Annotated in this window: 13 protein-coding genes; 8 read left to right on the top strand and 5 right to left on the bottom strand. The window is 67.2% G+C overall.

Features of this window, described 5'->3' with window-relative positions; all coding sequences use genetic code 11:
- Window positions 1–24 precede the first annotated feature (24 nt).
- The 3 genes from NJQ44_RS02505 to NJQ44_RS02495 all read left to right on the top strand — a co-directional run bounded on the left by NJQ44_RS02505 (window position 25) and on the right by NJQ44_RS02495 (window position 2,566).
- On the top strand, window positions 25–1,347 hold the full coding sequence (locus tag NJQ44_RS02505) for a M28 family peptidase (protein WP_254273109.1): 1,323 nt from the start codon (window positions 25–27) through the stop codon (window positions 1,345–1,347).
- Between the two features lie 84 nt (window positions 1,348–1,431).
- The gene (locus NJQ44_RS02500; RefSeq protein WP_254273108.1) at window positions 1,432–1,848 is read left to right on the top strand and encodes an ArsR/SmtB family transcription factor; all 417 of its coding nucleotides are present in this window, start codon (window positions 1,432–1,434) and stop codon (window positions 1,846–1,848) included.
- A 10-nt stretch (window positions 1,849–1,858) separates the two neighbouring features.
- Window positions 1,859–2,566 (top strand): DICT sensory domain-containing protein, encoded by a 708-nt coding sequence (locus tag NJQ44_RS02495; RefSeq protein WP_254273107.1) that lies wholly within the window; start codon window positions 1,859–1,861, stop codon window positions 2,564–2,566.
- Window positions 2,567–2,972: 406 nt separating this feature from the next.
- Here NJQ44_RS02495 and NJQ44_RS02490 read toward each other — a convergent pair whose 3' ends face one another.
- A complete protein-coding gene (locus NJQ44_RS02490) occupies window positions 2,973–3,662 on the bottom strand; it encodes a hypothetical protein (protein WP_254273106.1) in 690 nt (229 codons plus the stop codon).
- Between the two features lie 140 nt (window positions 3,663–3,802).
- Here NJQ44_RS02490 and NJQ44_RS02485 point away from each other — a divergent pair, with 140 nt between their 5' ends.
- On the top strand, window positions 3,803–4,105 hold the full coding sequence (locus NJQ44_RS02485) for a cupin domain-containing protein (protein WP_254273105.1): 303 nt from the start codon (window positions 3,803–3,805) through the stop codon (window positions 4,103–4,105).
- Here NJQ44_RS02485 and NJQ44_RS02480 read toward each other — a convergent pair.
- The 3 genes from NJQ44_RS02480 to NJQ44_RS02470 form a co-directional block, all read right to left on the bottom strand.
- Window positions 4,102–5,175, bottom strand: coding sequence for a hemolysin family protein (locus tag NJQ44_RS02480; RefSeq protein ID WP_254273104.1), 1,074 nt, complete (start codon window positions 5,173–5,175; stop codon window positions 4,102–4,104). The genes NJQ44_RS02485 and NJQ44_RS02480 overlap by 4 nt on opposite strands.
- A 56-nt stretch (window positions 5,176–5,231) precedes the next feature.
- Window positions 5,232–6,020 carry a VOC family protein gene (locus NJQ44_RS02475; RefSeq protein WP_254273103.1) on the bottom strand — a complete coding sequence of 263 codons (789 nt, stop codon included), beginning with the start codon at window positions 6,018–6,020 and terminating at the stop codon, window positions 5,232–5,234.
- A gap of 68 nt (window positions 6,021–6,088) precedes the next feature.
- Window positions 6,089–7,024 (bottom strand): oxidoreductase, encoded by a 936-nt coding sequence (locus tag NJQ44_RS02470; RefSeq protein ID WP_254273102.1) that lies wholly within the window; start codon window positions 7,022–7,024, stop codon window positions 6,089–6,091.
- Window positions 7,025–7,104: 80 nt separating this feature from the next.
- On the opposite strand from NJQ44_RS02470, the gene NJQ44_RS02465 reads away from it, so the two are divergent.
- Window positions 7,105–7,353, top strand: a complete 249-nt coding sequence (locus tag NJQ44_RS02465) for a glutaredoxin family protein (protein ID WP_254273101.1) — start codon at window positions 7,105–7,107, stop codon at window positions 7,351–7,353.
- Here NJQ44_RS02465 and thiE read toward each other — a convergent pair whose 3' ends face one another.
- Complete coding sequence (gene thiE / locus NJQ44_RS02460; RefSeq protein ID WP_254273100.1) at window positions 7,354–7,995, bottom strand: thiamine phosphate synthase; 642 nt, start codon at window positions 7,993–7,995, stop codon at window positions 7,354–7,356.
- Window positions 7,996–8,260: 265 nt separating this feature from the next.
- Here thiE and NJQ44_RS02455 point away from each other — a divergent pair, with 265 nt between their 5' ends.
- The 3 genes from NJQ44_RS02455 (at window position 8,261) to NJQ44_RS02445 (ending at window position 13,466) form a co-directional block, all read left to right on the top strand.
- Entirely contained in the window at window positions 8,261–11,866 is a 3,606-nt protein-coding gene (locus tag NJQ44_RS02455) for an Hvo_1808 family surface protein (RefSeq protein ID WP_254273099.1), read from the top strand.
- Window positions 11,867–11,936: 70 nt separating this feature from the next.
- The gene (locus NJQ44_RS02450) at window positions 11,937–12,290 is read left to right on the top strand and encodes a hypothetical protein (RefSeq protein ID WP_254273098.1); all 354 of its coding nucleotides are present in this window, start codon (window positions 11,937–11,939) and stop codon (window positions 12,288–12,290) included.
- A 39-nt stretch (window positions 12,291–12,329) separates the two neighbouring features.
- Window positions 12,330–13,466, top strand: coding sequence for a site-2 protease family protein (locus tag NJQ44_RS02445; RefSeq protein WP_254273097.1), 1,137 nt, complete (start codon window positions 12,330–12,332; stop codon window positions 13,464–13,466).
- Window positions 13,467–13,477: the final 11 nt, after the last annotated feature.

The following is a 13,477-nucleotide window of genomic DNA, read 5'->3' as shown; positions in this document are numbered from 1 at the left end:
GCCGTCGGCCACCCACGTGCGGGCATGACCGACACAGCGTGGATAGGCGAGACGTTCACCAGCGACGTAGGCTGGTCGCACTTGGAGACGCTCGTCGACATCGGCGACCGGATGGCCGGGAGCGAGGGCGAACGCGCCGCGGCCGAAGCGACCCGCGACGCGTTAGCAGAATACGCCGAGGACGCCCGCCTCGAACCGTTCGAGATACAGGGCTGGGTCCGCGGTGACAGTCGTCTCGCGGTCGGTGAGGAGACGGTGGCGAGCGCCGCCCACGAGGTCATCGCGCTCCCGCGCTCGCCCGCCGGGGCGGCGACCGGCGAGTTCGTCGACGCGGGCTACGGCCTCCCCGAGGACTTCGCGGAAACCGACTGCGAGGGAAAGGTGGTAATGGTCCGGTCGGACGTACCCGAGTGGTACGACCGCTACATCCACCGCCGAGAGAAGTTCTACCACGCCGTCGAGGCGGGCGCGGCGGCGTTCGTCTACCGGAATCACGTCGACGGGATGCTCCCGCCGACGGGGAGCGTCGGAACCGAGGACGCCCCCATCGGCGAGGTACCCGCCGTCGGCGTCGCCAACGAGACGGGGGCGCGACTGGCCCGCCGCTACGCGGGCGACCCCGTGACCGTCGCCGTCGACTGCGAGACGCCCGACGCGACGAGTCAGAACGTCCACGCGGAACTCGGCCCCGACACCGACGAGCGAGTGCTGGTGACCAGCCACGTCGACGCCCACGATATCGCCGAGGGCGCCAGCGACAACGGCGCGGGGACGGCGCTGGTCGTCGAACTCGCCCGGACGCTCGCCGCCCGCGAGGACGAGTTGTCGACCCGCGTCGAGTTCGTCGCCTTCGGGGCCGAGGAGGTGGGACTGGTCGGGTCCCACCGACTGGCCGACGAGCGTGCCCTCGATTCGGTTCGGGCGGTTCTCAACCTCGACGGCGTCGTCCGCGGGCGGACGGTGGAGTGTTTCACCCACGGGTTCGACGCCCTCGACGCCGCCGTCGAGTCGGTCGCCGACGCGTTCGACCACCCGCTCACCGCGAGCCCCGAACAGAGTCCGCACAGCGACCACTGGCCGTTCGTCCGGTGGGGCGTCCCCGGCATCCACGTGATGAGCGAGACGGGCAAACTCGGGCGCGGATGGGGCCACACGCACGCCGACACGCTGGAGAAACTCGAAGTCCGTACCCTGCGCGAGCAAGCCGTCCTGGTGACCGAACTCGCGCTGACCCTGACCGAAACGACGGTCGACCACCGCTCGCCCGACGACATCGCCGCCGCACTCGAAGCGGAGAGGCTTGCCGAGGGGATGCGAATCACCGGCGATTGGCCCTATCAGGAGTGAACGCGGCGACAGATACGCGTGCTGAGCTTTAAACTAGAACAACACCTATTACGCAATCTATCGTAGTTGTGGCATGTGATACGTATGACGGAGGAAGACGACTCCCGAGGGCGACTTTCGCTCGACGAGACGGCGATGGGCGACGATACCTCGGGACCGCCGCCCGACGAACTGTTCAAGGCGTTAGCGAACGAGAAGCGCCGTCGGGTGCTCTCCCTCCTGAGCGTGCAGGGGCCGATGGACCTCGAGGAGGTGACCGATATGCTCGTCGGGTGGCGGGCCACCGCCGATGGACCGACCGGTCCAGACGAGTGGGCGCAGGTGAAGATAGAACTCGTCCACGCGCATCTGCCGCTTCTCTCCGAGATGGGACTGGTCCACTACGACGAGGACACCGACGAGGTGCGCCTCGCGTCGATTCCGGACCCCCTCGACGACCTGTTCGAATTCGCCAGCGAGTACGAACGACTCGCGGAGTTGTACGGGTGGGCCGAGGACTGACCCCGAACCCATGTCCCTCGGCACGATTCTCACCGCGGCCGCCGACGACCGCAAGCGCGTCGTCGTCTACGCACCCGGTGACGAGGGGACGGACCTCGCGGACGCGCTGGCGACCCGAAATCTGGACGTCTACCGCCGGGAGATTCCCGCTCTCAGCGCGGACGCGTTCGTCGTCATCCGGGACGGTTCGGGGTTCCGAGGGGCCGTCTCGCTCACCGACCTCCTCGCCTTTCTCGCGCCGCCGATTCGCCGACCGACCGAGTTAGACGACCTCGACCCCGCGTACCGCGCCATCTACGAGTTGCTCGACAACACCGTGTTCGTCTCGCTCGACCGGCGACAGTTGCTGGCGACATCGCGCGAACTCGAAGAGCGCGCGTGGCGACTGGGGCGCGGCCGCCTGCACGTCGGCTTCCAGTCCAGCGCCGCGTTCGAAGCGCAGGCCGACCTCTACCGCGAGATGGCGAACGCCACCCGCATCGACATCCACGTCTACGTCCCGCCCGAGGGCGATACGACCCACCTCGACGACGCACCGCTGACCGTCCACGCCATCGACGGGGAACTCGAACGCTACTGGTTCATCCTGTTCGACGACGAGGGAACCGGCGCGCAGAACTGCGCACTGGTGGCCGAACAGCAGTCAGCGGACCGATATCGCGGGGTCTGGACCTACGACCCCGAACTCGTCGAAGTCGCCTTTGCGGCCATCGAGTGAGCCGGAAGGGTCATCGGAGAGACACAAACATACTATTTCTGACTTGTTTCGTGAACGGTTTCACGCTCGTCTAGAGTGAGCTATCGGCGGTTCGTGACGTGAAAGAACTTACTCGGATTGAAAGTAACATTTTCCGTAGATTATTTATCGGAGTGGCGAGTGGACATCACTGGCAGGTCGTCGCCGACACCGCACCCGGCCACTTTCCCCCACCACAGGCCGGTCGCGGTGACCCACACCGATGGAGTCTACAACCGTTTCCGTGGTCGACCGATGCCTGCCGTCGTCAGTCAGAACGTGACCGCCTTCGTGTCAGGGGCCGTCACGTGCACCAATCCATGCCATCGGCACCGCGCCTTCCCCCGGCGCGGTGCCATCGTCCGACACCTGACGAGTGACGACGCCCTCACTCATCGAAGGCGTCGTTTACGTCGCGCTTCGCCCGCGGAATGACCGTCCGTTCGGCCCGCCGCATCGACCGAATCGCTTCGTCTGTGAACTCAACGTCGAGCGACGGCAGCGCCCGCGCGAGACCGCCCAACACCTCGCCGGGGTCGATTTCTAGCTCGAAGGCGAAGGCGTTCCGCTCCTCGCGCAGGGGCGTGCTGAACACGAAGTGGGTCTCGACGAGGTCGATTGCCGCCTCGCGGTCGTACGCCTCGACGACCGCGTCCCAGAAGTCGTCGCTGTCGGCCGCGACCAGCGGTGCGAGGTCGTCGCCGAACGCGCGCTGACGGGCCAGTAGTCGCTCCCGGACGGCCTCCCGTCGCTCGCCGCGGACGCGGGGACGAAGCGCGTCCCAGTAGAGGTCGCGGCGTAACACCTCGTCGGCGTAGTCCTCGAAAGGGGCGTCGTCGGCCGCGTAGTCGAGTACCGAGTCGAACTGCCTGAGAATCGTCCGCTGGTACTCGCGGAGTTTCGGCCGGACGACCCGGCGTTCCAGCGGCCGACTGTTCTTCAGGAGTTTGCTCACCGCGCGACTGCCGCCGCTCCGTGACCCACGGAGGACGGCGGCCACGTCGAACGCCGCGTACGTCTCGTCGACGAGGTCCGAGAGGTACGTCTCGAACCCGTCTTCCACCGCTCGCCTAGTCACGGGTGCCGCTCGGGACGCCATCGACCTATCGTTTGTGCCGATTCTGCCCGCCCTGTCCGACCGCGAGCGGTCGGCGGCGACCCGCGGGACCCGCCGCCGGGGGCCGAAACGCACTCCCCGTCCCCGGTCGAACCGCCGACATGGAGCGGACACACCTCGACTTCGACCGCTACTTCGAGGTCGTCATGGACACCGACGAGGCACAGGCCGCCGAGATGACCGTCGACCCCGGACGAGCGGTCGGCGGTCCCGACAACTACCACGCCGACAGCGACCAGTGGCTGTTCGTCGTCTCGGGGACCGGCCTCGTCACCGTCGACGGCGACACCCAACGTATCGACGCGGGCGACTTGCTCCGCATCGAAGCGGGCGAGCGACACGGCATCGAGAACGACGGCGACGCGCCCCTGGAGACGGTCAACTTCTACACGCCGCCCCGCTAAGGCACGCCCGCCTCGGCGTCCATCGGGTCTTGGATGTCGCCGACGACGGCCTCGAAGGCGTCGGTGACGGTGACGAGGCCGACCACCTCGCCGTCTGCGACGACCAGCGCGAGTTCCTGTCGTTCGGCCTGGAAGCGGTCGATAGCGTCGCTGACGCTCGTGTCGGCCGTCACGGTCATCGGCGGCGCGGCGACCGCTTCGAGGTCCACGCCGTCCAGTAACGCCCCCTCGCCGCGTTCCCGGACCAGTTCGGGGACGTAGACGATACCGAGGAACGTCTCGAAGTCCTCGCCGACCAGCGGATAACGGGTGTGGGGCGTCTCGGCGACCCGCCGGGCGTTCGTCTCCTCGTCGTCGGTCGTCGACAGCGCCACCACGTCCTCGATGGGGACCATCACGTCCCGAACTTGCTGGTCGCCGACGTGAAGCGCCGCCAGCACTTCCTCGCGCCGTTCCTCCGGGAGGTCGCCTTCTTCGAGGACGTTCCCGAGTTTGTTCCGGAGGTCCGCACGGGACTCGATAACGTCCTCCTCGGTTTCGAGCCACGCACCCGTCATCTCGACGCCGAACAGTTTCAGCGTCCACTTCGCGACGGCGTCGCCGAGCGTGATGAGCGGCGAGATGAGCCAGTTGAACCAGTACAGCGGCCCGGACCCGTACCGACAGACGAACCGCGCTCGCTCGACCCCGAGGTAGGTCGGCGTCTGCTCGCCGTGGGTCAGGTGGACGAGGTTGATGACGAGGAAGGCCAGTCCCGCGCCGAGGCCGATACCCGCCAGCCGCGACCCGGCGAAGGCCGGTTCGAACAGCGCCGCCAGCGCGGGTTCGGCGACGATACCGACCGCGATGGAGGAGGCGGTGATGCCGACCTGACAGGTGGTGAGGTAGATTTCGAGGTCGTCGGTCATCGCCCACGCCCGCTCTAGGGCGGGGTGGCCGTCGCGGACGAACTCGTCTTCGGTGAACTGCCGGGCCCGCGTGAGCGCGAACTCGATGGCGACGAAGAAGCCGTTCGCGAGGATGAGGCCGATACCGGCCAGCAGTCTGAGGGCGATTTCGACGGGTTGCATCGGCCGGGGCTACACCCGCATCCGTGGAAAAAGTGGGCGTCTTCCGGTCGGGCGGGTCAGAACGGGAACAGCGAGTCCGCCTCGGGGTCCCGCTCGAGCAGTTCTATCTCGTGGCCGTCGGGGTCCTTGGTGAACGCGTACAGGTCGTCACAGCTCTCGGGGTCGCGGTAGTCCTCGGCCTCCCGGGTCATCAGCTGGTCCCAGTCGTCCTGTAGGTCGTCGAGCCTGACACAGAGGTGGCCCCACCCGTCGCCCATCTCGTAGGAGCGGCCGTCGTAGTTGTACGTGAGTTCGACGGACATCGCCTCGGGGGCGGCGTCGGTTGGTTCGACGAAGTAGTTCGCGAAGGTGTCGGCCTCCCAGCGGCCCACCTCGTCGTAGCCGAACTTCCGGGTCCAGAACCCGAGCGCTTCGTCGGCGTCCGTGACGCGAATCATCGTGTGGTCGAGCGACCACTTCGCGCCGTGGTCGCGCTGGACGAGTTCGATTTCGTGGCCGTCGGGGTCTTTCACGAAGGCGTAGCGGCCGCCGCAGGACTCGGGGTCGCGGTAGTCCGCGACGCCTTCGTCCATCAGTTGCTCGTAGGCCGATTCGAGTTCCCCCTCGGGGACTCGCACGGCGATGTGGCCCCACGCGTCCCCGATTTCGGGCGTCTCGCCCTCGTTGTGGGTAATCTCCAGCATCGCACCGTCCTCGTGCATCTCCTCGGGACCGAGGTAGACGATGGTGAACCCATCGCCCTCGTAGCGGTCTTTCTCCTCGTAGTCGAGGTGGGTCTGGTACCACGCCAGCGATTCGTCGAGGTCCGCGACGCGAATCATCGTGTGGTCGAGTGTGCCGTCCATACCGCTCCACAATAGTCCAACGAACAAAAGCGGCCGGACGCCGCGGTCGGTCACGCCGCCGCGCCGTCTCACTCACCGAAGTCGTAGGTGACGCCGGTCGCCGCCTCGGAGACGGTCCAGAGGCGGTCGGCGTCGTCCTCGTCGTAGGACGCCGCGTTAGACCGCTGGAACTCGGGGTACCCGCGCATGTCCATGAGGCCGTCGGGACCGACGAACTCCCCGCCGAGCACGTCGTCGGCCGTCGCGGCGTACAGCATCGGGAGCGCGCCCTTCTCGGCCGACTGGCCCAACAGCGCGTTGGCGACCTTCATCCCCGCCATTCGGAGCGACGACCCCATCTCGCGGGGGCCGCGGAACTGCAGGTCCGTGTCGGCGTACCCGGGGTGACAGGCGACGCTCAGCACGTCGTCGACGCCGTGGTCGTCGAGTCGGCGGTCGAGTTCGTACGCGAAGAGGAGGTTCGACAGTTTGCTCCGTCCGTAGGCCGCCCACTTGCCGTAGTCGCGCTCGGAGTGGAGGTCCGAGAAGTCCATCTCGCCCATCTCGTGTGCGCCGGAAGACTGGGTGACGACGCGGGCCTCGCCATCGCTCGCGGACAGCATCGGTAGGAGGCGACCGGTCAGCGCGAAGTGGCCGAAGTGGTTCACGCCCATCTGCATCTCGAATCCGTCGGCGGTCTCCTGGCGGGGAATCGCCATCACGCCAGCGTTGTTACAGAGGACGTCGACGGCGTCGTAGTCCTCGCGCAGGCCCTCTGCGAAGGCGGCGACCGAGTCGAGGTCCGCGAGGTCACACTCCCGCACGTCCAACTCACCCGTGGCGGCGTGGCGGATTTCGGCGGCGGCGCGTTCCCCCCGGTCGACGCTCCGGCACGCCATCACCACCGTCGCGCCCTTCCGGGCGAACGCTTCGGTTCCCTCGTAGCCGAGGCCGCTGTTGGCCCCGGTCACGACCACGGTTCGCTCGTCCATCGGCGGCATGTCTTCGACGGTCCAGCCAGACATGCCCGCGGCTTAGGGTCGGACGTACAAAAGCCGTCGCCGCGACCGACAGGCCATTGCCCGTCGAGTCCCAACGACCGATGATGAGCGACGCCTCGGTCACGGTGTACACGCGCGAGAACTGTCACCTCTGCGAGGAGGCTATCGACACCATCGAGCGTGTCGCCGAGGAGGAAGGGGTGGCAGTCGACCTCGAACTCGTCGACGTGGACACCGACTCCGAACTCCGCGAGGAGTACGGCGAGCGCGTGCCCTACGTCCTGCTGGACGGGTCGCCGGCGTTCAAGTACCGCGTCGACGAGTTCCGTCTCCGACAGAAATTATCGCGGTAGCTACGCCTCTCGGCCCCGTCGGACCGCCTCGCGAAGCGCCGCCGTCGCCGCCTCGGGGTCGTCGGCCCGCGTAATCGCAGTGATGACGGCCACGCCGTCGGCCCCCGCTCGGACCACCTCGGCGGTGTTCTCGGCGGTGATACCCCCGATACCGACGACGGGCACGTCGACGGCGTCGGTGATTGCGGCCACTCGTTCCGGACCGACGCCGTGGTCGTCTTCGGGGATGTCGGCTTTCGAGTCGGTCCGATAGACCGTTCCGACGCCGAGGTAGTCCGCACCGGCGGTCACCGCCGCCTCGGCCTCCGCGACCGTCGACACCGACCGCCCGACGACGGCCTCGGGACCCAGCAGTTCGCGGGCGACCGGGACGGGCAGGTCGTCGTCGCCGAGATGGACGCCGTCGGCATCGAGCGCTTGGGCGATGTCCACCCGGTCGTTGACGACGAACGTGACGCCCGCCTCGCGGGTCAGCTCACGGATTTGACGCCCCATCTCGTAGCGCTCGCGGGCCGAGCGGTCCTTCTCGCGCAACTGGACGACGCCGACGCCGCCCGCGATGGCCGCCTCGACGACTTCGCGGGTGGTTCGACCCGCCGACAGCGACTCCCCCGTGACCAGATACACGTCCCAATCGACCATACGCGGAGTCGGACCGAGGGCGTTCTGACTCTTGTGGTCCGGGTCGGGACGCGGTGGCACCGATAGTCGTGTTGCCCGTCGGTTGCTTACCGAACGGTATTCCCATCCAACCCGCGCGTTGTCGGTGCTTTCGCCGCCGACCCACCGGCTGAGGTTCCGCTTACTCCGGCTAAGTCCGTCTTAGCGCCTCGCTATTTGCCCATAACTAATTGTCTACATTCGGATAGGACGGCTGCCAGTGCGACCTGCTGGCGGGCAAAAAGAGATGTCATCACGACCAACGATACGGACACGAGCGCTTTCGGCGGTACTGCTGACCGCCGTGGTCTGCCTCGCCGCGACGACGGCGATGGTGGGCACCAGCGCCGCACAGACCGGGTCGGCGGAGGCCGACTTCGAACCGAACGACGACTTCGCCAACGCGACGGCGATAGCGCCCGGAACCTACTCGGGGCTGAACATCAGTGACGACGACGTGGACATCTACGCCGTCGAACTCGAACAGGGCGAGTCACTGTCGGCCGAAATCGGCTTCTCGCACTCGGTCGGCGACCTCGAACTCCACCTCTACGGGCCGGACCAGACAGTCCAGCAGGCCAGCGTCTCCGCGACGGACAACGAGTCCGTCTCGACCGTCGCGGGCGAGTCGGGGACGTACTATCTGGTGGTCTTCGGCTTCCAAGGGGCGACCGGCCCCTACGACCTGAACGTCGTCACGACGGGCGGGACCGCACCCGACGGGGCCGCCGGACCGGACCGCTTCGAACCGAACGACGACGTGCGCAACGCCACGCGACTCCAACCGGGGACCTACGACGACCTGAACGTCACGGCGGGCGACATCGACGTGTACGCCGTCGGCCTCACCGCGGGCGAATCCCTCTCCGCGAGCATCAATTTCTCGCACGAGGAGGGCGACTTGGACCTCTTCTTGCTCGGGGCGAACGGGACGGTCCGGCAGTCCAGTACGTCGGAGACGGACGGTGAGAACGTCTCCTACGTCGCCGGTGAGACGGGAACCTACTACGTCGTCGTCACCGGGTTCCAGAACGCGACCAACGACTACTCGCTGACGCTCGACACCACCGGCACGGGACCGCCGACCGCCGAGGGCGAGTTCGAACCGAACGACGACTTCGCCAACGCGACGGCGATAGACCCCGGCACGTACGACGGACTGGAGATTACCGAGGACGACGTGGACATCTACGCCGTCGAACTCGAAGCGGGCGAGTCCCTCTCGGCCGAAATCGAGTTCTCGCACTCGGTCGGCGACCTCGAACTGTTCCTGCTCGGTCCCGAGCAGTCGGTCCGACAGGCCAGCGTCTCCTCGACGGACAACGAATCCGTCTCGACGGTCGCGACCGAGTCCGGGACGTACTACCTAGCGGTCGCCGGCTACCAAGGCGCGACTGGTCCGTACAACCTCTCTGTCGCCGTTTCGGGCGGCGAGGAACCGGCCACCACCCCCGACCGGTTCGAACCGAACGACGACGTGCGCAACGCCACGCGACTCCAACCGGGGACCTACGAAGACCTAAGCATCACCGAAGACGACCTCGACGCCTACGCGGTCGGTCTCACTGCGGGCGAGTCCGTCTCGGCGAGCATCAACTTCTCGCACGAGGAGGGCGACTTGGACCTCTTCTTGCTCGGGGCGAACGGGTCAGTAGTCGGGTCCAGCACGTCCGAGACGGACAACGAGTCCGTCTCCTACGTCGCCGGTGAGACGGGGACCTACTACGTCGTCGTCACCGGGTTCCTGAACGGCACGGGGCCGTACGACCTCACCATCAGCACCGCAGGGACCGAGCCTCCGGTGACCGTCGGCGAACTCGAACCGAACAACGACTTCGGGAGCGCCACGCCCGTCGAGACGGGGACGTACACTGGGTTGAACATCACCAAGAACGACCTCGACGTGTACGCGGTCGAATTGGAGTCCGGCGAGTCGCTCGCGGCCGAAATCGACTTCTCACACTCGGTCGGCGACCTCGACCTGTTCTTGCTCGGTCCGGACGGGGCCGAGCGACAGTCGAGTACGTCGGTGACGGACGGGGAGAGCGTCTCCTACGTCGCCACGGAGAGCGGCACCTACTATCTCGTCGTCGTCGGCTTCCAGGGCGCGACGGGACCGTACGAGATGACCATCGAAACGAGCGGTTCGGCACAGTCACCGGCCACCGACCGGTTCGAACCCAACAACGATTTTTCGAACGCGACAGCGCTTGACCCGGGAACCTACGAGGGACTGGAGATAAGCGAGAACGACCTCGACGTCTACACCGTCGAACTGGCGGCGGGCGAGTCGCTGTCGGCCAGCATCGGTTTTTCGCATGCACAGGGAGACCTCGATTTTTTTCTCGTCGACCCGGACGGGTCGGTGGTACGGTCGAGCACGTCGGTGACCGACGGTGAGAGCGTCACGTACGTCGCTCCCGCGGCGGGGACGTACTCGCTCGTGGTCACCGGCTACCGGGGGGCGACAGGCCCCTACGAGTTGACCATCGAGACGAGCGGGGCCGGAAACGGCACCCAATCGGCAGTCGGGCCGCAACTGGCAGACCCAGAAACCGACCGACTGGGTTGGGAGAACGGCTACTGGGCCAACGAGTCCGTCGACCTGACCGTCAGTGACGGCCTCAACGAGAGCGAGCGAGCGGCGCTCGTCGCCCGCGGGATGGCCCGCGTCGAGGCCATCCGCGACCGGGAGTTCCAGCGGGACGTGGAATTCGACGTCGTCGCCCGCGAGGAGTACGCCAGCAATCAGAGCAGGTTCGACCGCCTCGTCGGCTCACGGTACTACAATCAGGTGTACGAGGCCACGTTCATGGTCGACGAGGAAACCGACGCCTACGACGTGGTGGTCGGCGAGGACGGCGCTACCGTCGGCGGGTTCTACGCCATCGGACAGGACCGGTTCGTCCTCGTCGTCGAGGACCCCGACCGGCCCCGAATCGACGAGGGGGTCCTCGTCCACGAACTGACCCACGCCCTTCAGGACCAAGTTGGGCTGTTGGACGGGGTGTTCACCGCCAGTGGCGGCCTGCCGACCGCCGACGAACGCACCGCCGCCCTCGGCCTCATCGAGGGGGACGCCAACTACGTGATGGACCGCTACGAGGCCCGCTGTCAGAACGGGACGTGGCGGTGCGTGGCGACCCGGCCGTCGAATACGAGCGCGAGCGGTGCTGATGTCAACCTCGGCGTCTACCTCAGGAGCATCCAACCGTACTCCGACGGGCCGGTGTTCGTCGACCGACTCCGAGAGCGCGGCGGGTGGGACGCCGTCGACGCCGCCTACGACGCTCCGCCGGTCGCCACCGAACAGACCATTCACCCCGAGCGCTACCCAGACGAGCGCCCGCAGGAACTCGACGCGGAGACCGCCCCCGACGGGGAGTGGCGACAGTTCGACACCGAGACCATCGGCGAGGCGTGGCTGTACGCGATGTTCTGGTACCAGGACCGCGAGTACGACATCCCCGTCGTCGACAGCGACCAGGTCCTCGCGACGGACGGCGGGCCGTACGACACCTACAACTACACCAGCGTCCCCACCGAGGGCTGGGGCAACGACCGCCTCTCGCTGTACACGAACGGGAGCGCGAACGGCTACGTCTGGACCACACAGTGGGACAGCGAAGCGGACGCACAGCAGTTCCGTGACGCCTACGTGCAGGTGCTTCGCGGCCACGGCGGCGAGTCCGTCGGCGAGTCGACGTGGCGGATTCCGGAGGGCGAAGCGTACGCCGACGCGTTCCGCGTCGTCCGCGACGGGCAGACGGTCACCGTCGTCAACGGTCCGAGCGTCGATTCGCTTTCGACCCTCCGCCCGTCGCTCGGCAACGAGAGCGAGGGCGACTCGTGAGGCGTGACCGGGCGACGACCCTGACCGATCCGTCCAAACACATCTATAGTCAGCGCACGAACAGATAGACATGGTTCTGGACACGATACTCTCGTTCGTGGTCGGACTGCTCGTCGGCGCGCTGGCGATACACCTCGCCGCGACGGTCGTCGTCGGCAAAAGCACCTACCAAAAGGCGCTCGTCACGGCGGCCATCGCGTCGGTCGCGTGGGCGCTCACCTCGCTGTTTCTGGGGTGGCTTCCGCTCGTCGGTCCGCTCATCGTACTGGTCGTCTACGTCGGCGTCATCAACCTCCAGTACCCCGGCGGGTGGCTGAAGGCCGCCGGTATCGGCCTCGTCGCGTGGCTCGCCTCGCTGCTCGTCCTCGCGGTACTCAGTTTCGTCGGGTTAGGCGTCGAGGTAGTCGGCGTCCCGGGGGTCTGAGTCCGAACCTATTACTGACTGCCAGTCGTCGCTCCCCTCGTGCGGAATTACCACATCACGACGGTTTGGGGCATCCCCATCCGGGTGAACATCTCGCTGGTCGTCTTTCTCCCAGTGCTGGCGTGGCTCATCGGGAGCGGGTCACAGATAGAACTGTACGCGGGTATCGTCGGCAGACTCGCCGGAACGCCCCTCGACGTGGACCGTCTGACCGTGGGGGTGACGCCGTGGCTCATCGGCGGGACGGCGGCCGTCGGCCTGTTCGTCAGCGTCACGCTCCACGAACTCGGCCACGCGTGGGCGGCGATGCGCTACGACCTCGAAGTCGAGTCCATCACGCTGTGGATTCTCGGTGGGCTGGCGAGTTTCAAGCAGATGCCCCGCGAGTGGAACCGCGAGTTCTGGATCGCCGTGGCGGGACCGCTGACGAGCATCGCCGTCGGCGCGGTCTGTTACGCTGGCGTGCTGGCACTCCCCGCGACCGCGGACGTGACGCTGTTCGTCGTCGGGTGGCTGGCGGTGACGAACATCGTGCTGGCGGTGTTCAACATGCTCCCGGCGTTCCCGATGGACGGCGGGCGCGTGTTGCGGGCGCTCCTCGCCCGCTCTCGCCCGTACGCGTCAGCGACCCGAATCGCGGCCCGCATCGGGACGGCCTTCGCCGTCCTCTTTGCGGTCTTCGGCGTGCTCTCGTTCAGCCCGATTCTACTGTTGCTGGCGCTGTTCATCTACGCCGCGGCCAGCGGAGAGTCCCGGACGGTGGCGCTCGCCGACCTCCTAGAGGGCCTGACCGTCGGCGACATCGCTCGGCCGACGCGACTCTCCATCGAGGCCGACGCGTCCGTCGAGGAACTGGTCGACCGGATGTTCGCCGACCGCTCGCCGGAGTTCACCGTCACCCGGGGTGGCGAGACAATCGGCGTCGTCACCGTCTCGGACTTCAAGGCGCTGTCGAAGGCCGAGCGCGAGGCCGACACCGTCGCCGACCTGATGGAGACGGACCTGCCCCGTCTGCAGGCCGACCAGTCGGCGTTCGACGCGCTGGTCGAACTTGACACCTCCAAGGCGAGCGCCGCCCTCGTCGAGAGTCCCGACGGCGTCCACGTCGTCTCCCGCGAGGACTTCGCCTCGGCGATGGAGATGCGGCGGCTAGTGGGTACGTCGGGGCCGTTCTGACGCACCGAGGC

Source organism: Haloarcula marina (assembly GCF_024218775.1).
GTDB classification, from domain to species: Archaea; Halobacteriota; Halobacteria; order Halobacteriales; family Haloarculaceae; genus Haloarcula; species Haloarcula marina.
The sequence above is the reverse complement of the archived record's forward strand: the minus strand, read 5'-3'. Positions and strand labels throughout refer to the sequence as shown.